The organism is Kribbella sp. DT2 (genome assembly GCF_049844575.1).
Classification (GTDB): domain Bacteria; phylum Actinomycetota; class Actinomycetes; order Propionibacteriales; family Kribbellaceae; genus Kribbella.
Genome location: NZ_JBNCLH010000003.1, coordinates 905,970 through 930,013 on the forward strand (window position 1 = coordinate 905,970; position 24,044 = coordinate 930,013).

The following is a 24,044-nucleotide window of genomic DNA, read 5'->3' on the forward strand; positions in this document are numbered from 1 at the left end:
TGCGGCCTCGGGGGCTGCCGGTAGAGCGGAGGGCACGGACATGATCGCACCGACCCCAAGCGCAGGTTCCGTCAACGACAACGTGGTCCGCCTGGCCGGACTGCTGGACGTCCGCTCGGTGGGCGTCGTTCGTCAACTGCTCAACGACCTGATAGACCGCACCGACGGCGACGTCGTGGTGGACCTGGAGGCGGTCGACGCGGTCGACGCCACCGGGCTCGGCCTGCTGGTCGCCACCCACCGCCGGACCCAGCTGCTCGGGCGCCGGCTCGTCCTGCGGCACCCGGTGCCGTCGGTGGTCCGCATCCTCGCGGTCACCCGGCTGCACCGGATTCTCGCGGTCGAGAGGACCCCCCTCCCGATCTCTGCCTAGGCCTCACCGCTGTGATCTAAGCCGCCCGTGACACCCGTCACGAGCTGCGGACTCACAAGGTCACACAGTCCTACTCTCGGGTACATGACCGCGAAGGACCGACCCTGGGTGATGCGCACGTACGCCGGCCACTCGTCGGCGGCCGAGTCCAACGCGCTGTTCCGGCGCAACCTGGCCAAGGGCCAGACCGGGCTCTCGGTCGCCTTCGACCTGCCCACGCAGACCGGCTACGACCCGGACCACGTGCTGGCCAAGGGCGAGGTCGGCAAGGTCGGCGTACCGGTCGCGCACCTGGGCGACGTCCGGGCGCTGTTCGACCAGATCCCGCTCGCGCGGATGAACACCTCGATGACGATCAACGCGACGGCGATGTGGCTGCTCGCGCTCTACCAGGTCGCCGCGCAGGAGCAGGGCGCGACGCCGGACGAGCTGACCGGGACCACGCAGAACGACATCGTCAAGGAGTACCTGTCCCGCGGGACCTACGCGTTCCCGCCGGACGCGTCGCTGCGGCTGACCACCGACCTGATCGCCTACACGGTGACCGACGTCCCGCAGTGGAACCCGATCAACATCTGCAGCTACCACCTCCAGGAGGCCGGCGCGACGCCGGTGCAGGAGCTGGCCTTCGCGCTGTCGACGGCGATCGCCGTCCTGGATCGCGTCCGCGACGGCGGCCAGGTGCCGCCGGAGCGGTTCGGCGACGTGGTGCAGCGGATCTCGTTCTTCGTCAACGCCGGCGTCCGGTTCATCGAGGAGACCTGCAAGATGCGGGCCTTCGTGCGGCTGTGGGACGAGATCTGCCGGAACCGGTACGGCGTGACCGACGCGAAGGCCCGGCGGCTGCGGTACGGCGTCCAGGTGAACTCGCTCGGCCTGACCGAGGCGCAGCCCGAGAACAACGTGCAGCGGATCGTGCTGGAGATGCTCGGCGTGACGCTGTCGAAGAACGCGCGCGCCCGCGCCGTCCAGCTGCCGGCCTGGAACGAGGCGCTCGGCCTGCCGCGCCCGTGGGACCAGCAGTGGTCGCTGCGGATGCAGCAGGTGCTCGCGTACGAGTCGGACCTGCTGGAGTACGAGGACATCTTCGACGGCTCGCACGTGATCGAGGCGAAGGTCGCCGAGCTGGTCGAGGGCGCCCGCGAGGAGATCGACCGCGTGCAGGCGATGGGCGGTGCGGTCGCCGCGGTCGAGAGCGGCTACCTGAAGCAGGCGCTGGTCGCGTCGCACGCCGAGCGGCGGCAGCGGATCGAGTCCGGCGAGCACGTGGTCGTCGGGGTCAACAAGTTCGAGAACACCGAGCCGTCGCCGCTGACCGCCGACCTGGACGCCGCGATCCAGACCGCTGACCCGGGCGCCGAGGCGGCGGCGCTGAAGTCGTTGGAGCAGTGGCGCTCCTCGCGTGACCCCTCGGCTGTCGACGAGGCGCTCTCGTCGTTGCGCGAGGCGGCCAAGGGGACGGACAACCTGATGCAGGCGACGCTGACCTGTGTCCGGGCCGGGGTGACGACGGGCGAGTGGTCCGGCGTACTGCGGGAGATGTTCGGCGAGTACCGGGCGCCGACCGGGGTGTCGGGCTCGGTCGGGGTGTCCGGTGCGGGAGCCGAGATCGCCGCCGTACGGACCAAGGTCGCGGCGACGGCCGAGGAGCTCGGCGGGCGGCTGCGGTTCCTGGTCGGCAAGCCCGGGCTGGACGGGCACTCGAACGGCGCGGAGCAGGTCGCCGTACGGGCTCGTGACGTCGGGTTCGAGGTGATCTACCAGGGCATCCGGCTGACGCCCGAGCAGATCGTGGCCGCCGCGGTCGCCGAGGACGTGCACTGCGTCGGCCTGTCGATCCTGTCCGGCTCCCACATGGAACTGGTCCCGCAGGTGGTCGCCGGGCTGTGCGCGGCGGGCCTGTCCGACGTACCGGTCGTGGTCGGTGGCATCGTGCCCGACGGCGACGCCCGCGCGCTGAAGTCAGCCGGCGTCGCCGCCGTCTACACCCCGAAGGACTACGACCTGACCGGCATGATGGCCGACGTCGTCGACGTCATCCGCCGCGCGCACGGTCTCTAGCCCTGGGCCTGCTTGGCCCTGATCAGGTCCTCGACGTCCTTCGGGAGCGTGGTCTCGAAGTCGAGCAGCTTGACCCAGCCCGGCGTCAAGGTGATGCGGACCATCTGGTCGTAGAGGTCCTTCACGCCGGCGGTCCAGTCGACGTGCTGCTCGTCCGTCATCACCTTCTTGCCGGAGACGACGTACTCCTCCGGTACGCCGTCCTCGAGCTGCAGCTCGACGCTGCCGCGGATCAGCAGCACCTTCGGTGGGAAGGCCGCCTTGTCGATGGTGAGGGCGACCCGCGGGTTCTTGCGCAGCGCCTTGACCTTGGCGGACTTCGGGATGGTGAAGCTCTGCAGCTTCTCGCCGTCGAAGTGGAAGCCGATCGGGATCACCCGCGGCTCGCCGTTGAGGGCGACGTAGGAGAACCGGGCCGGCTGGTCGCCGAACAGCAGTTGCTGCGCGTACGGCTTGGCCAGGATCTCGGCGATCTCTTGCTGGTTCATCGTGGTGGTTCCTTGTCTGTTGTTCGGCGCTTGTACGAGGGGGACGAGGCTGCTCGGCGGCTCTCGACATCGCTAGGTTGGGGAAATGCCGGAAACTTTTGCGCTCGGGGCCGGACAGGTCGAAGTCGGCGACGACGGGGCGGTCTCGGCCGTGCAGCACCCGGTGCGCGGGCACTCGATGCTGCTCTCGGACGGTGCGTGGCACGACCCGACGCACCACTGGGGCAAGGGGTTCGTGATCACGTCGGCCGGGAGCTTTCGCTTCGACGCTCCTTCGTTTACTCGCTGGCGGTCGAGTGGGATCGACCTGCTGTACCGCTTCGGGCCGCTGGAGCTGCGGGTCGGCAGGCGGTTCGGGGAGCGGTGGACCGAGACGTACGAGCTGCGCAACACCGGTGCGTCCTCCTTGGACCTTGGTTCTATTGCAGTCAGTACGCCGTGGCGCGACCTCTACAGCTCCAGCCGCGAGAGCCTGCGCGGCGCCGTACACGCTCATGTGTGGACCGGTGGTGCCGACTCCTGGGTCTGGGCGCAGCCGATGGACGGCAGTGGGCCCGGTCTGGGCCTGCGGCTGATCGAGGGCGAGCTGTGGGCGTACTCGGTCGAGTCGCGCGACGCCGAGACCAGCAGCAACAGTCGCGGGCACCTCTACCTGCACGTCACGGACCACGCTCGGGCGCCGCATGCTCTGGGCGGGCAAGAGCCTGTGGTGCTCGCGCCTGGTGAGTCCTACCGGTGGACCTGGCAGCTGGAGTGGTTCGACTCACTGGCCGACTTCCGGACGAGCTGGCAGCCGCTGGTCTCCGCACCTGAGCTGGCCGGCCTGGTCGGCTCGTCGCTGGCGCTGTCGCTTGCTGATGGGGTCACCGGGCCTCCAGCTGTCGTTGGTGACGCGCCGGGGGTCGTCTACGCCGAGGTCACCGACGGCAAGGTCCGCTCTCGCGTCGGCCTGCTCTTCCACGACCCGTTGCGCGAGATCGTCGAGCGCCGGATCCGGTTCGTCCTCGACCACCAGCGTCCGGTCGAGCTGAGCGACAGCCGGCGCTTCTCCTTCGTCCCGTACGACGCACGCACGGGTCTGCGCCTGCTGTCCGGCGGCTGGCGCGACTGGTCCGACGCGCGGGAGCGGATCGGCACCGCGCTGCTTCTACAGGAGGCGCGTGACCGCGGGTGGGGCTCGCGCGCCGAGCTGGACGAGGCTCTCGCCGGCTATCAGGAGTTCGTTGCCGAGCACCTGGTCGCGGCGGACGGCACGGTCGCCGACGACAGCCTGCACGAGAGCCGGACCCGCCTCTACAACTTCCCGTGGTTCGCCCGCTTCCTGCTCGGCCAGGGCGACGTCGACGGCGCGGTCCGCATCCTCGACCGGTACTACGCGCTCGGAGGCGACCACTTCCTCGCCTTCGACCTCGGCCCGCTGCTGCGTGCGTTGGCCGCTGTGACCTCTGCGGAGACCGCGTCGCGGATGCGGGAGCACCTGCGCCGGCACGCGGCCGCCTTCATCGAGTACGGCGACGACCTGCCGCCGCACGAGGTCAACTACGAGCAGTCGATGGTCGCACCGCTGCTGGAGCTGCTGCTGGCGGCGTACGAGGAAGGCATGGTGCCGCTGGAAGAGCTGACTCTTCGGCTGCCCTGGCTGACCGCGTTCGCCGCCGACCAGCCCGACGTACGCCTGCGGCACGTCCCCATCCGCCACTGGGACGGCTACTGGTTCGGTCTGCTGAGGCTGTGGGGTGACGTGTTCCCGCACTACTGGTCCGTGCTCAGCGCGGCGGTCTACCTGACCTGGCCGACCGACGAGCTGCGCCCTGCAGGGGAGGCGATCCTCCGGGCCAACCTGGCCAACTTCCACCCCGACGGCACGGCCACCTGCGCGTTCGTCTACCCGAGCGCGGTCAACAACCTGCCCGCCCACGTGGCTGACCCACTCGCCAACGACCAGGACTGGGCACTGGTCTACGCGCTGCGCCTAGGCCTGACCTGAGGGCAGCTTGGCGAAGGCGCGCACGGTAGAAGTGGCCAGCCCGGCGATCCGCGGGGGAGCGGCGGTGAAGATCGCACCGGTCGGCGGCAGTTGCTCCAGGCCCGTGAGGTGCTCGACGATCGGCAGCCCGGCCGCGAGCAGCAGCGTGTGCGACGGCCGGGTGCCGTCGGTCATGTCGTCGATGTTGGCCGCGTCGATCCCGACCAGCACGGCGCCCGCGCCGATCAGGTGCTCGGCCCCGTCCCGGGTGAGGAAGTGCGCGTCCTCCACGTACTGCGGGGTGCCGAAACGGGCGTCGTCCCCGGTGTGCAGCAGCACCGCCTTGCCGGCGACGTCGTACGGCGCCAGCACGGCCGCGTCGACACCGAACCGGTCGCCGTCCACCCGGACCAGCACCGCGGGCAGGTCGACGAGCCGGTCGAGCGGGAAGCCGGTGAGATCGTGCCCGTCGGGGTAGCGGTGGTAGGGACTGTCCAGGTACGTCCCGGTGTTCGCGACCATCGAGATGCTGCCGATCTCGAACTCGGTGCCCGGCGCGTAGAGCTCCCTCGACGCCTCACGGGTCAGGTGCAGACCGAGTTCCGGGCGGGGCAGGTTCGGCAGGGTGACCATGCCTTCGTGGATCACGTGGTTCAGCTCGACGTACATGAGTCCCATCCTCACCCATCCCGATCGGCCGCCGTACCGAAGCCCTCGTCATGATCAGCAGACGAGGCGTGCTCGTGGGTGGCTCCGCCTTGCTCGCCGGACTGGCTGCTTGCTCGGAGCCGTCCTCGCGTTCGGCCGGCGGGACGCAGGAGATCCGGTACGGCGACGACGACTCGCAGGTCGCTGACCTCTACCTTCCGCCGGGCTCTGAGAAGGTCCCCGCGGTCGTGGTGATCCACGGCGGCTTCTGGATGAGTGGGTACGGCAAGGAGCTGGCCACGCCGCTGGCCGAAGACCTGGCCAAGAGCGGCGTCGCGGGCTACGCGATCGAGTACCGGCGGGTGGGCAACGGTGGTGGCTGGCCGATGACCTTCGACGACGTCGCGGCGGCGATCGACGCGTTGGCCGATCAGCCGCGGGTCGCTGTCGATCAGGTGGTCGCGGTGGGGCACTCGGCCGGCGGCCACCTCGCCGTCTGGGCAGCCGGCCGGACTGGACGCGTGGTGTTGAAAGGCGCGGTCTCCCAGGCCGGAGTGCTCGACCTGGTGAACGCGTACGACGCCCAGGTCGGTGGTGACGCGGTAGTGCAGCTGATGGGCGCCACACCGACCGAGGACCAGAAGCGGTACGCCTCAGCATCGCCGTACGAGCAGCTGCCGTTGAAGGTTCCGGTGGCTCTGGTGCACGGCACTCGCGACGGCCAGGTGCCGCTGGACCAGAGCCAGCGGTACCTGGCTGCCGCGAAGAAGGCAGGTGGAGCTGTGGCCCTGACCGAGCTGCCCGGCGTCGGGCACTTCGAGCTGATCGACCCGAAGCACGACGCCTGGGCCGCCTGCCGCAAGGAGACCCTGCGGTTGCTACAGCGTTAGCTCGGGCAGCAGCTTGCGGAAGCTGTCCATTACGTGGCCGTGCAGGCTGGTGCCGTAGGAGATCCGGGTCGCCCCAGCCGCCACGAGCTGCGCCGCGGTCGGTCCGTCTGGAGCGGCGTGCGCGTTGAGCGGGCCGCCGATGCCTTCCTTGAGCTCGGCGATCGACTCCACCGGCGCGAAGATCGGGTACACGCAGTCCGCACCGGCCCTGCGGTAGGCCCGGCCACGGGCGATCGCGTCGGCGACCGTTCCACCGTGCAGGAACGTGTCGATCCGCGCGTTGACCACCAGATCGGCGCCGGCGACCTCCCGTACGCCGGCCAGGTAGTCCGCGTGCCGCTCCGGCGTCGTCAGACCGCTTCCGGTCGAGTCCTCCAGGTTGCAGCCGGCCGCTCCGGTCTCCAGCAACCGCTCCGCGAACTCCCGTGGGCTCAGCCCGTACCCGGCCTCCATGTCCGCGGTGACCGGTACGTCGACCGCCCGGACGATCCGGGCGACCAGCGTGAACATCTCGGCCGCAGGGGTCAGCTGGCCGTCGTCGTACCCGATCACCCGGGCTGCCGCCCCGCTGCTGGTCGCCACCGCCGGGTAGCCGCTCTCGGCGACGATCCGGGCGCTGACCGGGTCCCACGCGTTCGGCAGGACCAGTGGAGTGTCGCCGTGGTGCAGTGCCCGCAGGCTCTCCGCATGGCTCATCGTTGCCTCAGCTCGGGGAGTAGTGGCCGGGCTCCAGGCGGCCGGTGACACCGATCCGGTTCCAGGCGTTGATGCAGATGATCAGGCTGATCAGCTGGGCCAGCTCCTTGTCGGCGAACTGCTCGGCGGCCGCGTCGTACACCTCGTCGGGCACCTGGTCCACGCTGATCAGCGTGATTGCCTCGGTCAGGGCCAGCGCGGCCCGCTCCTGCTCGGTGAAGAACTTGCCGGCCTCACGCCACGCGGCGACCAGGTGCAGCCGCTGCTCGGTCTCGCCCTCGTGCCGGGCGTCCAGGGTGTGCATGTCGAGGCAGTAGGCGCAGCCGTTCAGCTGCGAGGCGCGGATCCGGACCAGGTGGGCAAGCAGCGGGTCCAGACCGGTCGCGGACTGCGCGTCCAGCGCGATCATCGCCTGGTAGAACTCGGGGGCCAGTGAGGCCACCTTCACCCGTCGCTTCGTCGTTGTGCTCATAGCGCCACGCTAGTCGCGAACCGGCCCGGGGGTATGGTCCATTTCCATGACGGATGGAAGGGCCAATTCAGAGGCGGGAGCGGACCTGCACCTGGATCTGACGGGCAGCCGCGGCCGCGCTGACCTGGTCGCCGCCCTGCACACCTCGATCCGCAGCGGCCGGCTCGTCCCCGGGACCCGGCTGCCGTCGTCCAGGACGCTCGCGAAGGACCTGGGCATCGCCCGGAACACCGTCGCCGACGCCTACGGCCAGCTGGTCGCCGAGGGCTGGCTGACCGCGCGCCAGGGCTCCGGCACGGTCGTCGCAGGCCGCCCCGGTGTGACTCCGCCCCCGGCGCCGACGACACCGCCTCCGGCCCGCCGCTTCCGGTACGACCTCCGGCCCGGTTCGCCTGACGTTGCCACCTTTCCCCGGACCGAGTGGCTGGCAGCCGCGCGTAAGGCGCTCTCGGCAGCCCCGAACGACGCCTTCGGGTACGGCGACCCGCGCGGCCGCCCAGAGCTCCGCCGGATGCTGGCCGACTACCTGGCCCGGGCCCGCGGCGTCCACGCCGACCCCGAGCGCATCCTGATCTGCTCCGGCTACGTCCAGGCCCTCAACCTGCTCAGTGAAACGCTGCGCAACCAGGGCGCCACGACGATCGGGGTCGAGGAGTTCGGCTACAGCCTGCACTGGGACGTGATCAGGACGCGGGGTCTGACCGCGGCACCGATCCCTGTCGACGAGTACGGCGTACGGACTGATCAGCTGACCGGTCAGGCCGTGCTGCTCACTCCTGCCCACCAGATGCCGACCGGCGTACCGATGGTGGCGGAGCGGCGTACGGCGGCGCTGGAATGGGCCCGCGAGACCGGCGCGGTCCTGATCGAGGACGACTACGACGGTGAGTTCCGCTACGACCGGCAGACCGTCGGCGCGCTGCAGACGCTGGACCCCGAGCGCGTCGTCTACACCGGTACGGCGAGCAAGAGCCTCGCGCCCGGGCTGCGACTGGCCTGGATGGTCGCGCCGCAGCGTCTGATGGAGCCGCTGCTCGCCGCGAAGCGCACCGCGGACCTGCAGACCGCCACGCTCGAACAGCTGATCCTGGCCGAGTACATCGAGTCAGGCCACTACGACCGGCACGTACGACGGTCGCGGCTGCACTACCGCCGTCGCCGCGACCGCCTGGTCGAGCTGCTCGGCGTGCGGGCGCCCGGCGTACGAGTGGCTGGCATCTCAGCCGGGCTGCACGTTCTGCTCGACGTACCAGGAGACGCGCAGGACATGGTCGACCGGGCTGCCCGCCAGGGGCTCGGTGTGGCCAACCTCAACTCGTACCACTTCAACGATGACTCGACCCGCCAGGCACTCGTCGTCGGCTACGGCACGCCGCCGGATCACGCGTACTCCGGCGCCTTGGACCTGCTCTGCCAGGTGCTAGGCGTTCTTGACTAGCGACAGGACCTCGTCGGCGCAGCCCCACGACAGGGTGACGCCCGAGCCGCCGTGGCCGTAGCAGTGCACGACGGTCTGGTCGCCGTTGCGCACGCTCTCGCAGCGGACGGCCGGACGAGCCGGCCGCAGACCGACGCGGTGCTTGATGACCTTGGCCTGCTCGAGCTCCGGGATGTGCACGGCTGCCCTGGCGAGGATCGCCTGCGCTGTATCGGGCCGGGCCGCCAGGTCCCAGCTGTCGGGCTGGCTGGTGCCACCGATGACGATGTCGTTCGACCGCGGTACGACGTACGTGAGGTCGGTCGGGCTCTCGTCGGCCAGCAGCCACTCGGTCAGGCCGAACTGCTCGACGGTCAGGACCTGCCCGCGGACCGGTGTGACGGTCGGGTCGCCGGCGGTGAGCCGGGCACCGAGTCCCGCGCAGTTCACGACGACGTCGGCCGTGTTGGGCAGGGCTGAGAGCGCGGAACGGGTCAGCGAGCCGCCGGCAGCCTCCAGCCGCTTGACCAGGTACTGCAGGTAGAGCGGCATCTCGACGATCGGCGTGGTGAACGACCAGCCGTCCTTGAACCCCTTCGGCGGCGCCCCGATCCGCTCGAGGTCGCCGAGCACGTCGGCCCACGCGGGGGCCGGCGTCGACTGGGTCAGGTACTCCCGCCCGTGCCGCAGCTGAACCGACGGCTCCCGCTCGGCGAGCTCCACCAGTTCGCCGTACGTCGTCCGGGCCCAGCCGGCGACCCGCTCCGCCGGAGCCGACAGGAACGGGTACCAGATCGCGGCAGCCACCGCCGACGTCGTCTCCAGCGGCAGGTCCCGCGCGAACACCCCGACGTCGTACCCGGCCTCAGCCAGCCGGACGGCCGAGCTCAGCCCGATCACGCCGGCACCCACTACGATCACGCGCATCCACAGATTGTCACCTGTTCACCACTGTCCCCGCCAGTCACAGGGCTCAGCGCAGGTCTACGGCGAGCGAGTAGAGCCGGGTGGTCTGGGTCGGTCCGTCGTTGTCGTCCGACAGCAGGAAGAGCTGGCGACGGCCGCCCGGCAGGTAGCCGCCGAGGGCCAGGGCCTCGACGTTGTCGAGCAGCGGGTTCGGCTGCGGCTGCTTGGCGACCGCGCCCGACGGCGGGCAGTCGACCAGGTCGAACAGCAGCTTCTTCTGGACGAAGTCCTTCGCGGGAGCGGCCGCGATCGACTCACGCTTGCTGACATCCGGGGCGTGTTTGGTGGAGACCGAGAAGACCCGGATCGTGTTGCCGACGTCCGGGACGAACGTGCGCTCCATCGACACGAGCTGGTCGCGGCCGGCGACCGCCAACTCGACCAGGCTCAGGCCCGGGTCGGTCTGGTACGCGAGCTGGCCGACCGGCTTGTAGCCGTGGCCCGGCAGGCCGGCGTACCGGATGATGCGGTTGCGGTTGGCGCCGTCGGGGCTGAGCGGGCTCTCCATTCCGGCGTACAGGGAGAAGCCGTCGGGGCTCACGGCGAGCGACTCGAAGGTCGCGTTGCTCGTCGCCTGACCGGCCGGCGCGACCTGGAAACGTGCGGGGATCGGCAGCTCGCCGATCTGCCGGCCGTCGGAGAGACGGAAGCGCCGGATGGTGGGCTCACGCTCCGACGTGGCCAGGATGGTCCGCTCGCCGCGCTCGACGACCAGGCCTTCGCCGTCGAAGTCGGCTCCCGTGTACGGCGTACCGTCGGGCCGCCGCAAGATGGTCATTCCGTCGACGGAGACCGTCGGCCTGCCGCTGATCCGCAGGTCGAAGACCCGGGCCGGGCTGGTCTGCACGTTGTCCACCAGCGCGACCGCGTGGCCGGGCCTGGTGACGTTGAGCGCGGACAGGCCGGAGACCTTCTGCCCGGCGTACGTCGTCTTGTCCAGGCTGTCGGTGAACCCGAGGAAACGCGCGTCGCGCGAGCAGCTGCCACCGTGACCGGGGTGCCCGGTCGCGGCGGCGGTCAGCGGTGCTGCCAGGGACGCGAGAACGACGGCCGCGGCGAGGGTGGACTTCACGCGCATCGGGAAACCTCCGGGACGAGGGCAGGGCTGCCGAAGAACTTACTCCACGACCGGCGACCGGCAGGTTGACCGCCGCGTAACGCGGCGGATCCGCAGCGGAAACACCGGCCGGAGAAGCTCTGCGGCATGGACAACCTGTTTCGGTCGCTCGACACCGACCGCGCCAACGTGGTCTGGAAGTGGAAGCTGCTCGAGGAGCTGCGGCAGTCGGGGCTGCGCGGCGACGACCCACGGGTCGAGCGCGCCATCGGGAACGCCCTGGCCGAGGGCCGCCCCTTCCAGCCGGGACAGCCGGAGTGGCTCGACCCCAACCAGTTCACCGAGGTCCTGCGGGAGCCTGTCGTTCGGCGTGCGCTGGAGGGCGACCTCGTGGTGCCGCCGACGGAGTTCCAGGAGTTCAGCCGTGCGGTCGAGAAGATCTACACCGACCTGCTGCCGGACCGGTCGGGTGAGGTCGCGGGATACATCCCGACGCTGAAGAAGGCGCCTCCGAACCGGTTCGGGATCGCGGTCTGTACGGCGGACGGCCAGATGTACCAGATCGGCGACGCGAATGCCGGCTTCAGCATCCAGTCGACCTCCAAGCCGGTCAGCTACGCGATGGCGCTGGAGCAGCTCGGTGCGCGTGAGGTGCACACCTGGGTCGGCCAGGAGCAGAGCGGCGGAGCGTTCAACGATCCTCGGTTGTCGCTGGACGCCGCCGGCAAGCCACAGAACCCGATGATCAACGCGGGAGCGATCGCGACGCTCGCCCTGGTCGAGTCGGGCGTCGAGGTGTCCGAGCGGTTCGCCCGGGTCGAGCAGACGTGGGGCCGGATGATGGGCCGCCCGCCGGGGTTCGACCACCGCACGTTCCTGGCCGAACGGGACACCGGTCACGGCAACCGGGGGCTGGCCAATCTGATGGCGGCCCAGGGCATGCTGAAGATGGACCCGACGGACCGGGACGCCCCGCAGAAGGCGGCCGAGTTCTACTTCGCGGTCTGCTCGATGCAGGTGGACGCGGCCGGGCTGGCGGCAGCGGGCGCGACACTGGCGAATGGTGGCGTTGCGCCGTACACGGGTGAGCGGGTGTTCTCCCAGGAGACGACCGGCCGGGTGCTGTCGGTGATGGGGCACAGCGGGATGTACAACGACTCGGGCCGGTTCTCCGACCAGGTCGGGCTGCCGGCCAAGAGTGGCGTCTCGGGCAACGTGATGATGGTCGTGCCCGAGAAGCGGCTGGCGGTCGTCACGTTCTCGCCGCGGCTGGACGAGGCCGGGAACTCCGTCCGCGGGGTGGAGGTCTGCCGGCAGCTGGTCGAGAGGTTCGGGCTGCACCCGTACAAGAGCCTGGGCACCGACCGCGGGCGTGACCTCGGCAGCGCCGCCGACGCCTCACGACGGGCTCTCGGAGGAATGCCGACCCCTACGCTGAGCGGCAAGGTCGCCGATCCGGCACGGCCACAGGTCCCGGCAGGCGCTGTTTCGCACCGCGAGACCGAGCGGAAGTGGTGAGTCCTACTCGTCCATGTGGAAGACGTCCCGGGTGTAGACCCGGTCGGCCACGTCGGCGAGCTCGCCGGTCAGGCGGTTGGCCACGATGACCTCGGCGGTGCGCTTGAACTCGTCGAGGTCGTTGATCACCCGCAGACCCTCGAACGTGTCGGCGTCCAGCGCCGGCTCGTGGATCACCACCTCGACACCGGTCTGCTTGAGCCGGTTCACGATCCCGAGCACGCTCGAGGACCGGAAGTTGTCCGAGCCCTCCTTCATCACCAGGCGGTGGATGCCGACGGTCTCGGGCTTGCCCGCGAGGATCTGCTCGGCGACGAAGTCCTTGCGGGTCGCGTTCGACTCGACGATCGCCTTCATCAGCCGCTGCGGGATGTTGTCGTAGCTGGCCAGCATCTGCCGGGTGTCCTTGGGCAGGCAGTAGCCGCCGTACCCGAAGGAGGGGTTGTTGTAGCCGGCGCCGATCCGGGGCTCCAGGCTGACGCCGTCGATGATCGCCCGGGTGCTGAGGTCGTGCTGGGCCGCGAACGTGTCCAGCTCGTTGAAGAAGGCGACCCGCATGGCCAGGTAGGTGTTGGAGAAGAGCTTGACCGCCTCGGCCTCGGTCGAGCGGATCGCGAGCACGGGGGTGTCCGGCCGGGCCGATCCCGCGAGCAAGAGATCGGCGAAGCGCCGGGCCGCCGGGGTGTCGTCACCGACGATGATCCGGGCCGGGTTGAGGTTGTCGTGCAGCGCGTGGCCCTCGCGGAGGAACTCCGGCGAGAACACCACCTGGCGGCCGTACTCGGCCGACATCCGCTCGCTGAACCCGACCGGGACCGTCGACTTGATCACCGGTACGGCGGTCGGGGAGACCTCGACGACCTTGCGGATCACCGACTCCACCGATTTCGTGTCGAACGTGAGTGTGGTCGGGTCGTAGTCGGTCGGGGTCGCGACGACGACGTAGTCCGCCGTCGCGTAGACCTCGTCGGCGGCGGTCGTGGCCCGCAGGTCGAGCGGCGCGGTGGCCAGGAACTTCGACAGGTCCTCGTCGACGAACGGGCTCTCCTGGCGGTTGACCAGGTCCACCCGCTCCTGGGCGATGTCGACGGCGACGACCTCGTTGTGCTGCGCCAGGATGGCGGCGTTCGAGAGTCCGACGTACCCAAGTCCTGCGACGGCGATCTTCATGGGCAAGGAGGTTACCCGGCAACGGGCGGCTCCCGGGGAGCCGCCCGTCCGGGGCCGGCTACTCGACCGTGACCGACTTGGCCAGGTTGCGCGGCTTGTCGACGTCGTGGCCGAGCGCGACCGACGCGTGGTAGGCCAGCAGTTGCAGCGGGATCGTGAGCAGGATCGGGTCGAGCTCCGGCTCGTTCTTCGGCACCCGGATCACCGCGGCCGCACCGTCCGGTACGACGACGCCGGGGTGCGTCACGACGTACAGGGGGCCGGAGCGGGCCGCGATCTCGTGCAGGGCGCCGATGTTGCGGTCCAGCAGTTCGTCGTCCGGAACGATCGCGACGGTCGGTACGTCGGGCGAGATCAGCGCCAGCGGCCCGTGCTTGAGCTCGGAGGTCTGGTAGGCCTCGGCGTGCCGGTAGGAGATCTCCTTGAGCTTCTGCGCGCCCTCGCGGGCGACCGGGTAGCCACGGGTGCGGCCGACGAAGAACAGGCTCTCGTGCTTGGCCAGCCGGCCGGCGATCTCGGCGAGCTCCTGCTCGGTGTCGACGATCGCCTGGATCTGCTCGGGGATCTTCTTCAGCCCGTCGATCAGGCGGCGGCCGTCGGCCGGCGAGACGTCGCGGATCCGGCCCAGGTGGATGCCGAGCATCGCGAACCCGACCGCCATGTTGGTCAGCGCCTTGGTCGAGGCGACCGACACCTCCGGCCCGGCGTGCAGGTAGACGCCGCCGTTGACTTCGCGGGCGATGCTGGAGCCGACCGCGTTCACCAGGCCGATCACCCGGCCGCCCTTGCGCTTCAGCTCCTGCACGGCGACCAGGGTGTCCAGCGTCTCGCCGGACTGGCTGACCGCGACGTACAGGGTGTCGCGCTCGACCACCGGGTTGCGGTAGCGGAACTCCGACGCCGGCTCGGCGTCGGCGGGGATCCGGGCGACCTCCTCGATGAACTGCGCGCCGAGCTGACCGGCGTAGTACGCCGAACCGCAGCCGAGGATCTTCACCCGCTTGATCTCGCGGGCCTCGCGGGCGTCCATGTTCAGGCCGCCCAGGTGGACGGCGTGGAAGCGCTCGTCGAGCCGGCCGCGGATGACCCGTTGGACCGCCTCGGGCTGCTCGTGGATCTCCTTGACCATGAAGTGCTCGTGCGCGCCGCGCTCGAACTCCTCGGCGTCCCACTCGACGGTCTTCTCGGTCTTGGTGGTGGTCCGCGAGTCCTGGGTGAAGGTGCGGTAGCCGTCGGCGCGGACGGTGGCCAGCTCGCCGTCGTCCAGGTAGACGACCTGACGGGTGTAGCGGATCAGCGCGGCCGCGTCGGACGCGACGTGCATCTCGCCGTCGCCGACGCCGAGGATCAGCGGGCTGCCGTTGCGGGCGACCACGATCCGGTCGGGGAAGTCGAGGTCGACCACGGCGATGCCGTAGGTGCCCTCGATCCGGCGCAGCGCGGCCAGCACCTTGTCCTCGAGCGTGTCGCCGTCGGCCTGCTCGATCAGGTGCGCGAGCACCTCGGTGTCGGTGTCGGAGCGCAGCTTGACGCCGGCGTCCTCCAGCTGGGCGCGCAGCACGCCGGCGTTGTCGAAGATGCCGTTGTGCACGACCGCGATCCGCTCGTTGCCGCTGGCGTGCGGGTGCGCGTTGTCCTTGCTCGGGCCCCCGTGGGTGGCCCAGCGGGTGTGGCCGATGCCGACCTTGCCGCCGAAGCGCTTGGGCAGGGAGGCCTCCAGCTCACGGACCCGGCCGGCGTCCTTGTGCACCTTCAGCTCGCTGGAGCCGACCACCGCGACGCCCGCCGAGTCGTACCCGCGGTACTCCAGCCGGGCCAGGCCGTCCACCAGGATGGGCGCGGCCGGCTTGGTGCCGACGTACCCGACGATTCCGCACATGGAAGGGTTCCTTTCGCTGTTGGTCAGCCGTAGACGATCCGTCGTAGCTGCCGGGCAGAGAGTTCGGGGGAGCGGACCGGCCAGTGCCGCAGCTCGTCGCCGAGCCGGGCGAAGATCTCGTCGTTGCGCGCGCCGTAGGTCTGCAGCTCGCGGTGCCGGCGCCGGACGTACTCCTCGGTGGTCTCGGTGAAGTACGCGAGCACGTCGGCGACCACCCGCCGGGCGTCCTCGGTGGTCAGGCCGGTGGTCCGGCTGACCTGGTCGACCAGCTCGTCACTGGGCTGCGTCACCTCACTCATCACCCGACAACTGTGCTGTGCTGGACGCGCTAATGCCAAGGATTTGCCCGGAATCGGGCAAACTCCTCTGTTTGGTCAGTATCTGAATGGACTAGAACAACCTCAGTACGTCGGATTCCATCCCGCGCAGCGCGTCGTAGTCGACCGTGACGCAGTCCAGACCGCGGTCCGTGGCCAGGAACTGGGCCTGCGGCTTGATCAGCTGGGCGGCGAAAACGCCGCGGACCGGGGCGAGCAGGGGGTCGCGGTTCAGCAGTTCGACGTACCGGGTGAGCTGCTCGACGCCGTCGATCTCGCCGCGGCGCTTGATCTCGACAGCGACGTGCTTGCCGTCGGCGTCGCGGCAGAGCAGGTCGACCGGACCGATCGCGGTCGGGTATTCCCGGCGGACCAGCGTCCAGCCCTCGCCGAAGGTGGTCACGTGCTCGGCCAGCAGCTCCTGCAGGTGCGCCTCGACGCCGTCCTTGATCAGCCCCGGGTCCAGGCCCAGCTCGTACGACGTGTCGCTGAGCACCTCCTCGAAGGTGATCCGCAGTTCCTCGCCGGCCTTGTTGGTGACGCTCCAGACGCCGTCTTCCTCGGTCAGCTTGCACGGGGGAGACATCCAGTTCAGCGGCTTGTACGACCCGCCGTCGGCGTGGATCAGCACGGAGCCGTCCGCCTTCACCATCAGCAACCGCGGAGCCATCGGGAGATGGGCGGTCAGCCGGCCGGAGTAGTCCACTGAGCAACGAGCAATCACCAGGCGCACGAGGAGACACCGTAGTCCAAGTTCCAGGAGAGTGCATGAAGAGTGCTCGGTGGGTTCCTGGTGGTGTCGCGGGCCGGGTGGGAATCTGTTGGTACGACCACTTCCTGGGGGAATGCCCGATGAATCTGATGTGCCCAGCCCGAATTCTGCTGCCCTTGCCGGGCACACCGCCGCAGGCCTTCGCCGGAGAGCGGATCACTGCTGTGTACGCCGCCGTGCCCACTCCCGCCGCCTCGACGCTGGCCGCCGATCTCGGCGTTGCCCTGACCGTGCTCGACGACCCAGCCGGGCAGCTGCAGGAGATCTCCGACGCGCATCGGGGTGAGACCGTCGTGCTGCTGGACGCTGACCTCGGCGTCCGGCTGCCCGCCGTGGTCGAGCACACCGGCGACGGCTGGACGTCTGTCGTCGCCGAGAACTTGTTGCAGGCCGCCAACGCCGTCACCGTGCAGACCTACGAGCAACGCGCGGACTCGTTCCGTTCGACCATTCCCCGCGATCCGAACGACAACCTGATCCGCCTGGTCGACAAAGCGTTACCGGCCCGCGGCACCGTGCTGGAGCTCGGCAGCGGCACCGGCCGCGACGCCGCCGAGCTGGAGCGCCGGGGGCATCAGGTCCGTCGTACCGATGCCACGCTCGCCTTCGTCGAGATGATGCGCGACGACGGCTTCAAGGCCGACCAGCTGAACGCGCTGACCGACGACTACGGCGGTCCCTACGATCTCGTCTTCGCCGACGCCGTCTTCCTCCACTTCAGCGCCGACCAGCTGGAGAACGTGCTCACCCGATGCGCTGAGGCCGCGCCCTTGCTCGCTTTCACCACCCGCGAGGGCGAAGGCATCGAGTGGTCCAACCGGTTCCTCGAGCTGCCACGCCAGTTCACCTTGTGGGAGGAAGGTCCACTCCGTGCGCTGCTCACCGGCACCGGGTGGCAGGTCCGGCAGCTCGATCGCGGTGAGACCCGCGCCGGCGGTTGGTTCCACATCCTCGCGGACCGGGCGGCCGCATGATCCGGGCCGGAGTCATCCTGCTCAGCGATGACGGCCTCGCCGCCATCGAACGCGTTCGGGCCGGCCGCCGCTACCACACCCTCCCCGGCGGCGGCGTCGAACCAGGCGAGACCTCCGCCGAAGCCGCCGTCCGCGAAACCCACGAGGAGTTGGGACTGATCGTCAAACTCCACGGCCTCGCCGCCGTCGTCAACTTCAGGCTCACCACCCAGCACTACTACGTCGCCACCTCACTGAGCGGCACCTTCGGCGCGGGGACGGGCGACGAGCTCACCTCTGCACCAACGTCCGAGGCCGGCAGCTACCGCGCTGTCTGGCTTCCCTTGTCCGACCTCACCCACCAGGACCTTCGCCCGATGCCCATCGCCACCGCTCTCCAGTCCGCGGCGAATCCCCATCACCTGCTGGACACCTGGCTCGCCCAGCCCCCGACCTTCGACGAGGTCCCGTCGTGACGCCGGTCATGGTCACGGTCCCGCCCGGCTGGAAAGGGGTGTGAGGTTGACCTCCCAGGTGACTCACCTCATGGGCAGACCAGCGGGCGACTGGCACACTGCGCCCATGGCGCGTGAACTGCAGACAGTCGGTGTGGTCGGGCTCGGCACGATGGGAGCCGGGATCGCGGAGGTGTTCGCCCGGCACGGGCTGACCGTGGTCGGGGTGGAGCGGGACGAGCAGGCGGTCGAGCGCGGCCGCGGGCACATCCAGCACTCCACCGACCGGGCGGTCAAGCGCGGCAAGCTGTCGGTCGAGGACCAGCAGGCACTGTTCGACCGGGTCACGTTCGCCACCGAGATCGAGGCGCTGGCCGACTGCGACCTGGTGATCGAGGCGGTGATCGAGCGGCTCGAGCTGAAGCGCGAGATCTTCTCCGCTCTCGACAAGGTGGTGCGCGAGGACGCGATCCTGGCCACCAACACCTCGTCCCTGTCGGTCACCGAGATCTCCGTGGCCACCCAGCGCCCGCGCCGCGTCGTCGGCATGCACTTCTTCAACCCCGCCCCCGTGCAGGAGTTCGTCGAGGTGATCAAGACCGTCGTCACCGAGCCGGACGTCGTCGAGGACGTGCTCGCGCTGGCCCGCAGGCTCGACAAGGTCCCGGTGGTCGCGGCGGACCGGGCCGGCTTCATCGCCAACGCCCTCCTCTTCGGGTACCTGAACCACGCGGTCTCGATGGTCGAGTCGCGCTATGCGACCCGCGAGGACGTCGACGCGGCGATGCGGCTCGGCTGCGGGTACCCGATGGGTCCGCTCGCGCTGCTCGACCTGATCGGCCTCGACACGGCGTACGAGATCCTCGACACGATGTACAAGCAGGGCCGCAACCGGCTGCACGCGCCGGCGCCGGTCCTCAAGCAGATGGTCACCGCGGGCCTGCTCGGCCGCAAGGCCGGCCGCGGTTTCTACACCTACGAGTCGCCGGACTCACCGGTCGTGGTCGACGACGACCTGACCCCGCAGGTGAACGGCGACCAGTCCGGGGTCCGCGCGATCCGGCAGATCGGTGTGGTCGGCTCCGGCACGATGGCTGTCGGCATCATCGAGGTCTGCGCCAAGGCCGGGTACGACGTCCTGTACGTCGCCCGCGGCACGGAGAAGGTCGACCGGGTCCGGGCCGGCCTGGAACGCTCGCTGGAGAAGGGCGTTCAGCGCGGCAAGCTGTCGTCGGAGGAGCGCGACGCGGCGCTGACCCGCATCGTCGGCACCGCCAAGCTCGACGACCTGGCCACCGCCGACCTGGTGATCGAGGCGGTCGTCGAGGAGCTCAGCGTCAAGCAGGCCCTGTTCGAGACCTTCGACGAGATCTGCAAGCCCGGCGCGATCCTCGCCACCACCACGTCGAGCCTGCCGGTCATCGACCTCGCCATGGCCACCAAGCGCCCCGCCGACGTGGTCGGCCTGCACTTCTTCAACCCGGCGCCGGTGATGAAGCTCGTCGAGGTTGTCAGCACCGTCAGCACCACGCCCGACGTGGCAGACACCGTCGCCGCCGTAGCCATTGCCGCCGGCAAGCACCCCGTGCGCTGCGGAGACCGCGCCGGCTTCATCGTCAACGCCCTGCTCTTCCCGTACCTGAACGACGCGGTCCGCATGCTCGAGGCCCACTACGCCGGCGTCGAGGACATCGACGCCGCGATGAAACTGGGCTGCCGCCTCCCGATGGGCCCGTTCGAACTCCTGGACGTCGTCGGCCTGGACGTGTCCCTCGCGATCCAGCGCACGCTGTACCTGGAGTTCCGCGAGCCCGGCTTCGCCCCGGCCCCGCTCCTGGAGCACCTGGTCACCGCCGGCTACCTGGGCCGCAAGACATCCCGAGGCTTCCGGGACTACACCAACTGACCGTCCCCGCGTCCCCGTGCGTCGGCGGCGCCGCGCACCGCGGCACCGTGCGTCGCGACTGCCCGGCGCCCAGCCTCCTAATCCAGATGCGACTGTGCTGACGGGCGGCCTACTCTCCTGAGATGGAAGCCCGTCAGGCACCGAAACCCCGGTCGCTGCAGAAGGACGCCGAGGGCCAGTGGGTTCGCCGGTGGACCGGTGCCGACTGGTTCACGGGCGTCGACACCTGGGTGCGGGCGCAGCTGGCCACCGCCGGGATCTCCGTCACCGGCGACCCGGTCCCGTACAAGATCCGCTTCTGGGCGGCAGTCTGGTGCTACCCGACCACCCACGGCCTGTACTGGTTCAAGGAGAACAACCCCGGCCAGTCCTTCGAGGCCGCCCTCGTCGACGCGATGGCACGAGAGCTCCCGCAGCACGTGATCGCCCCCCTCGCGATCGAACCCGCCCGCGGCTGGCTCCTCACCCCAGACCAGGGCGCCACCCTCGACCAGCAACTGACCCAGGTCGACCCGCTGCTCCTATGGCGCCGACTGGTAGTCGAGTACGCCGCCCTGCAACGCGACACCATCCCCGCCGAGCAGCCCCTCCTGGCCAGCGGCCTGACCCGCATGGGCCCGAACCAACTCGGCAACGCCGTCCACACCATCGCCGACTGGCTCGCCAACCTCACCAGCGACCACCCACTCGCCCTCGGCGGTCAGGTCGAGCAACTCCATCGGTCGGCCGAAAACCTTTCTGGGTGGGCGTCGAAGTTCTCCGGCGTGATTCCGCTGGCGCTCGACCAGAACGATCTGCACGCCCACAACGTCTTCGCCGCGAGCCCCACCGCACCTTTCCGGTTCTTCGACTTCGGCGACGCGCTCTGGGCACACCCGTTCGTCACCCTCGCCTGCGTCCACGACGCCCTGGTTGACCCCGACGACCCCAACTCCTGGGCGCAAGACGATCCACGCCTCACCGAGATCACCGACGCCTACCTCGACCAGTGGACCGATCTAGCACCCCTCGACGTCCTCCACGCAGAGCTCGAGGCCGCCCTACCCCTCCACGTAGTTCACCGCCTCGTCTCGTGGCACCGCTTACTGGTCCACGCCGACGAAACCGAGGCCGCCGCCTGGGCGTTCTCACCGAAGCACTGGATCGGTGAGGTCATCCGACTGTTCGGCGAGGACTGACAGTCAGCGCAAACCACCTGCAAGACTCCGCGAGATGACCAGCCGGGTCAGCGTCGTCCGCACCGTCGTACAGGCTGAGCGTGCACTGGCGTTCGAGGTCCGCCGGCTCGAGGGGCACGGCCTCGTGTGCAGAAACCGGGCTCACGGCTCCGCGTCGGCGTAGTCGCCGCACGGCCCACCACCGATCGCCGCCGGGATGGTGACCGTACGCCGGTCCGGCCGGACCAGCGGGTCGTAGAACGCGGCGATCTCGGTGCTTGCCTCCGGCACGTAGTGGAAGATCAGCGAACGCCGGAAGCGGTCGGTGCTCGAGTTCGGCCGCGACCCGTGCACGACGCTGCCGTGGAAGAACAGCACGTCCCCGGCCGTCATCCTGGTCTGCACCTTCCGTAGCCCGTCCGGTACCGGCACCTCGGCGTTGGTGAACGACTCGGCCAGATCCGCCGGCTCCGGGCACACCAGCTCGGTCCAATGCGAACCCGGTACGACGGCCAGCCCGCCGTTCTCCGCGTCCACGTCGTCGATCGCGATCCACGCGGCCAGGCAGGTCTCCGGATCGGCGCGCAGGAACGTGTTGTCCTGGTGCAGCGCCTGCCCCCGTGCGCCCGGCGGTTTGAAGTAGAACATCGACTGGGCTCCCAGCGCAGGCCCGATCAGCGCGGTCACCACATCGAGGATCCGGCTGTCGAGCATCAGCTCCAGCGACAGCCGGCCGGCCTCGACGTCGGTCCGCCGGTGCGGGTGCACGAACCGTGGGTACCGCGCCAGCGGGTCGTCCGCCGGTACGCCGTCGTCGATCGCCAGCGAGTGGTCCGCAGCGACCTGCTCCATGAAAACTGTCCTGATTCGCTCGACCTCGGCGGGGCTGACCAGGCCGGGGACCTGGACCACGCCCTCCCGCGCGTAGACGTCGGCGACGGTCTCGGACGCTGTGCTCGTCATGCTTCGAGTCTGCGCGCCGAGCCCGCCGGAGTGGATAACCTATTGAGCTGTGAACCTTCGAGATCCTGCTAGGCCGGACTCCTACACGCCGGTCGTCCGCCGCTTGCTGGCCGGCGAGTTCGACGAGGGCCCGGACTACACGACGTACCGGCGCCGGGGCACGACGGATTGGTTGCTGATCCAGACCCTCGGCGGTCGAGGCCGCTTCGGTACGGCGTACGAGGACGTCCTGGCGGATCCCGGCAGCGTCACGCTGGTGCGGCCGGGCACGCTGCACGACTACGGTGTCGAGCCTGTACTGCGGCGCTGGCACTTCCTGTTCGCGCACTTCCACCCGAAGCCGGACTGGACGCCTCTGCTCGACTGGCCCGAGGCCGCGCCGGGCATCCTGCAGCTTCACCCGAGCGAGCAGGCCGCGGCCCGGATCGCCGACAACCTGGGCGCGGCCGTCCGGCACCAGTCGAGCGTGCTGACCCAGGGCGAACTGCTCGCGCTCAACGCGCTGGAGGCGGCGCTGCTCTGGGCCGACACCCAGAATCCGAAGGCGAGCACGATCGACGACCGTTTGCTTCGCGCGATCGAGCTGGTCGACCGCGACCTCAAGGCCGTCCTCGACGTCCCCCGGCTCGCCCGCGCGGCGAACCTGTCGCCGTCCCGGTTCGCTCACCTGTTCCGCGAACAGCTCGGCATCGCGCCCCAGCAGTTCGTCGAACGCCGCCGGATCGAGGCCGCCCGCCGGCTGCTCGAGCTGACCGCCCGTCCGGTTTCCTCGGTCGCCGCCGAGGTCGGCTTCACCAATCCGCTGTACTTCTCGACCCGCTTCCGCCAGCACACCGGCGCCACCCCCACGGCGTACCGGAAGGGCTGAATCACCGGAACCCAACGCGCACTCCTGATGCACCCGCTCGGCATTCTTCCGGCATTCTCGGGCCGATTGGGCGAGATCGGGCGATTCCGGTCGGCAGTGGGCTCTAGTCTGCTGCCATGAATCTTCGGACTGCCGTGGCGGTGCTGGCCACCCTCGTCGTTGTTGCTGTGTCGGCGTGCGCGCCGGAGGACCAGTCGTCCGGTACGCCGAGCCCGACCGGACCCGATGCCTGCAGCAAGGACAAGCTCGCGCTGAAGACCGCGGGCACGTTCACCGTCGGGACCGACAAGCCGGCGTACGCGCCCTGGTTCACCGACGACGACCCGGCCAACGGCAAGGGGTACGAGTCGGCGGTGACCTACGCGGTCGCGAAGAGCCTCGGGTTCGCGCCGACCGAGGTGAAATGGCTGACCGTGCAGTTCAACTCCGCGTTCGCGCCGGGGCCGAAGAAGTTCGACCTGGACGTGAACCAGATCTCGATCTCCGAGGACCGGCGCAAGGCCGTCGACTTCTCCTCGGGGTACTACGACGTCCGGCAGACCGTGATCACCACGGCCGGCAGCAAGATCGCGAACGTCAAGTCGGTGGCCGAGCTCGCCGACGCCAAGCTCGGTGCCCAGGTCGGCACGACCAGCTACACGGTGCTGCGCGACCTCATCAAACCCCAGCAGACTCCGGCCGTGTACGACACGAACGACCTGGCCGTGCAGGCCCTGAAGAACAAGCAGATCGACGGCATCGTGGTCGACCTGCCGACCGGCTTCTACATGACCGCGGCCCAGCTCGACAACGGCAAGATCGTCGGTCAGCTCCCGGCCGGCGGCCAGGCCGAGCAGTTCGGGTTCGTGCTGGAGAAGGGCTCGGCGCTGACGACCTGCATCTCCAAGGCCGTCGACGGGCTGAAGGCCGACGGCACGCTGGCCAAGCTCCAGCAGCAGTACCTGACCGCCGAAGGCGCGCCGGAGCTCTCGTGATGCACCTTGTCTACTGGGCGGCTCGCCGGATGATGCTCGGCGCTGGGTGGGAGCCCAGTCCGGTCGTTCGAGGAGCGC

23 protein-coding genes are annotated in these 24,044 nt (G+C 69.8%); 12 read left to right on the forward strand and 11 right to left on the reverse strand.

Features of this window, described 5'->3' with window-relative positions; genetic code table 11:
- Positions 1-40 precede the first annotated feature (40 nt).
- Positions 41-373 (forward strand): STAS domain-containing protein, encoded by a 333-nt coding sequence (locus ACLQ2O_RS17660; protein WP_425832534.1) that lies wholly within the window; start codon positions 41-43, stop codon positions 371-373.
- A gap of 84 nt (positions 374-457) precedes the next feature.
- Entirely contained in the window at positions 458-2,434 is a 1,977-nt protein-coding gene (locus ACLQ2O_RS17665) for a protein meaA (RefSeq protein ID WP_425832536.1), read from the forward strand.
- On the opposite strand, the gene ACLQ2O_RS17670 is transcribed toward ACLQ2O_RS17665, so the two are convergent.
- Positions 2,431-2,922, reverse strand: a complete 492-nt coding sequence (locus ACLQ2O_RS17670) for a pyridoxamine 5'-phosphate oxidase family protein (protein ID WP_425832538.1) — start codon at positions 2,920-2,922, stop codon at positions 2,431-2,433. The two genes, ACLQ2O_RS17665 and ACLQ2O_RS17670, sit on opposite strands and share 4 nt — an antisense overlap.
- 85 nt (positions 2,923-3,007) lie before the next feature.
- Here ACLQ2O_RS17670 and ACLQ2O_RS17675 point away from each other — a divergent pair, with 85 nt between their 5' ends.
- Positions 3,008-4,909 carry a hypothetical protein gene (locus tag ACLQ2O_RS17675; protein WP_425832540.1) on the forward strand — a complete coding sequence of 634 codons (1,902 nt, stop codon included), beginning with the start codon at positions 3,008-3,010 and terminating at the stop codon, positions 4,907-4,909.
- On the opposite strand, the gene ACLQ2O_RS17680 is transcribed toward ACLQ2O_RS17675, so the two are convergent.
- Complete coding sequence (locus ACLQ2O_RS17680; RefSeq protein WP_425832542.1) at positions 4,895-5,557, reverse strand: cyclase family protein; 663 nt, start codon at positions 5,555-5,557, stop codon at positions 4,895-4,897. The genes ACLQ2O_RS17675 and ACLQ2O_RS17680 overlap by 15 nt on opposite strands.
- Before the next feature lie 50 nt (positions 5,558-5,607).
- Between ACLQ2O_RS17680 and ACLQ2O_RS17685 the strand changes: the two genes are divergently transcribed.
- Positions 5,608-6,426: an alpha/beta hydrolase family protein gene (locus tag ACLQ2O_RS17685; protein ID WP_425832544.1), complete on the forward strand. Its 819-nt coding sequence runs from the start codon at positions 5,608-5,610 to the stop codon at positions 6,424-6,426.
- Here the strand turns inward: ACLQ2O_RS17685 and ACLQ2O_RS17690 are convergent.
- Together ACLQ2O_RS17690 and ACLQ2O_RS17695 are read right to left on the reverse strand one after the other, a co-directional pair.
- The gene (locus ACLQ2O_RS17690; RefSeq protein WP_425832546.1) at positions 6,415-7,122 is read right to left on the reverse strand and encodes an isocitrate lyase/PEP mutase family protein; all 708 of its coding nucleotides are present in this window, start codon (positions 7,120-7,122) and stop codon (positions 6,415-6,417) included. The two genes, ACLQ2O_RS17685 and ACLQ2O_RS17690, sit on opposite strands and share 12 nt — an antisense overlap.
- A gap of 7 nt (positions 7,123-7,129) precedes the next feature.
- Positions 7,130-7,594, reverse strand: coding sequence for a carboxymuconolactone decarboxylase family protein (locus ACLQ2O_RS17695; RefSeq protein ID WP_425832548.1), 465 nt, complete (start codon positions 7,592-7,594; stop codon positions 7,130-7,132).
- 46 nt (positions 7,595-7,640) lie between these two features.
- Here ACLQ2O_RS17695 and ACLQ2O_RS17700 point away from each other — a divergent pair, with 46 nt between their 5' ends.
- The gene (locus ACLQ2O_RS17700) at positions 7,641-9,032 is read left to right on the forward strand and encodes a PLP-dependent aminotransferase family protein (RefSeq protein ID WP_425832550.1); all 1,392 of its coding nucleotides are present in this window, start codon (positions 7,641-7,643) and stop codon (positions 9,030-9,032) included.
- Here the strand turns inward: ACLQ2O_RS17700 and ACLQ2O_RS17705 are convergent.
- A complete protein-coding gene (locus ACLQ2O_RS17705; protein WP_425832552.1) occupies positions 9,015-9,938 on the reverse strand; it encodes an FAD-dependent oxidoreductase in 924 nt (307 codons plus the stop codon). The two genes, ACLQ2O_RS17700 and ACLQ2O_RS17705, sit on opposite strands and share 18 nt — an antisense overlap.
- Before the next feature lie 46 nt (positions 9,939-9,984).
- Positions 9,985-11,055 (reverse strand): esterase-like activity of phytase family protein, encoded by a 1,071-nt coding sequence (locus ACLQ2O_RS17710; protein ID WP_425832554.1) that lies wholly within the window; start codon positions 11,053-11,055, stop codon positions 9,985-9,987.
- 126 nt (positions 11,056-11,181) lie between these two features.
- On the opposite strand from ACLQ2O_RS17710, the gene glsA reads away from it, so the two are divergent.
- Positions 11,182-12,552, forward strand: a complete 1,371-nt coding sequence (gene glsA / locus ACLQ2O_RS17715) for a glutaminase A (RefSeq protein ID WP_425832556.1) — start codon at positions 11,182-11,184, stop codon at positions 12,550-12,552.
- A 3-nt stretch (positions 12,553-12,555) separates the two neighbouring features.
- Here the strand turns inward: glsA and ACLQ2O_RS17720 are convergent, their stop codons facing one another.
- The 4 genes from ACLQ2O_RS17720 to nucS all read right to left on the reverse strand — a co-directional run bounded on the left by ACLQ2O_RS17720 (position 12,556) and on the right by nucS (position 16,651).
- Positions 12,556-13,722: a nucleotide sugar dehydrogenase gene (locus tag ACLQ2O_RS17720; RefSeq protein ID WP_425832558.1), complete on the reverse strand. Its 1,167-nt coding sequence runs from the start codon at positions 13,720-13,722 to the stop codon at positions 12,556-12,558.
- Between the two features lie 58 nt (positions 13,723-13,780).
- A complete protein-coding gene (gene glmS, locus ACLQ2O_RS17725) occupies positions 13,781-15,601 on the reverse strand; it encodes a glutamine--fructose-6-phosphate transaminase (isomerizing) (RefSeq protein WP_425832560.1) in 1,821 nt (606 codons plus the stop codon).
- Between the two features lie 23 nt (positions 15,602-15,624).
- Positions 15,625-15,900 (reverse strand): hypothetical protein, encoded by a 276-nt coding sequence (locus ACLQ2O_RS17730; RefSeq protein ID WP_184796256.1) that lies wholly within the window; start codon positions 15,898-15,900, stop codon positions 15,625-15,627.
- Between the two features lie 91 nt (positions 15,901-15,991).
- A complete protein-coding gene (gene nucS / locus ACLQ2O_RS17735; RefSeq protein WP_425832562.1) occupies positions 15,992-16,651 on the reverse strand; it encodes an endonuclease NucS in 660 nt (219 codons plus the stop codon).
- 119 nt (positions 16,652-16,770) lie between these two features.
- On the opposite strand from nucS, the gene ACLQ2O_RS17740 reads away from it, so the two are divergent.
- From ACLQ2O_RS17740 to ACLQ2O_RS17755, 4 genes are all read left to right on the forward strand, one after another.
- Complete coding sequence (locus tag ACLQ2O_RS17740) at positions 16,771-17,664, forward strand: class I SAM-dependent methyltransferase (RefSeq protein WP_425832564.1); 894 nt, start codon at positions 16,771-16,773, stop codon at positions 17,662-17,664.
- Positions 17,661-18,119, forward strand: a complete 459-nt coding sequence (locus ACLQ2O_RS17745) for an NUDIX hydrolase (RefSeq protein WP_425832566.1) — start codon at positions 17,661-17,663, stop codon at positions 18,117-18,119. Before ACLQ2O_RS17740 ends, ACLQ2O_RS17745 begins: the two co-directional genes overlap by 4 nt.
- 106 nt (positions 18,120-18,225) lie before the next feature.
- Entirely contained in the window at positions 18,226-20,004 is a 1,779-nt protein-coding gene (locus tag ACLQ2O_RS17750) for a 3-hydroxyacyl-CoA dehydrogenase family protein (protein WP_425832568.1), read from the forward strand.
- Between the two features lie 122 nt (positions 20,005-20,126).
- Complete coding sequence (locus ACLQ2O_RS17755) at positions 20,127-21,182, forward strand: hypothetical protein (protein ID WP_425832570.1); 1,056 nt, start codon at positions 20,127-20,129, stop codon at positions 21,180-21,182.
- A 141-nt stretch (positions 21,183-21,323) separates the two neighbouring features.
- Here ACLQ2O_RS17755 and ACLQ2O_RS17760 read toward each other — a convergent pair whose 3' ends face one another.
- Positions 21,324-22,124, reverse strand: coding sequence for a phytanoyl-CoA dioxygenase family protein (locus tag ACLQ2O_RS17760; protein ID WP_425832572.1), 801 nt, complete (start codon positions 22,122-22,124; stop codon positions 21,324-21,326).
- Positions 22,125-22,173: 49 nt separating this feature from the next.
- Between ACLQ2O_RS17760 and ACLQ2O_RS17765 the strand changes: the two genes are divergently transcribed.
- Both ACLQ2O_RS17765 and ACLQ2O_RS17770 read left to right on the forward strand, forming a co-directional pair.
- Positions 22,174-22,992 (forward strand): helix-turn-helix domain-containing protein, encoded by an 819-nt coding sequence (locus ACLQ2O_RS17765; RefSeq protein WP_425832574.1) that lies wholly within the window; start codon positions 22,174-22,176, stop codon positions 22,990-22,992.
- A 116-nt stretch (positions 22,993-23,108) separates the two neighbouring features.
- On the forward strand, positions 23,109-23,966 hold the full coding sequence (locus ACLQ2O_RS17770; RefSeq protein ID WP_425832576.1) for an ABC transporter substrate-binding protein: 858 nt from the start codon (positions 23,109-23,111) through the stop codon (positions 23,964-23,966).
- Positions 23,967-24,044: the final 78 nt, after the last annotated feature.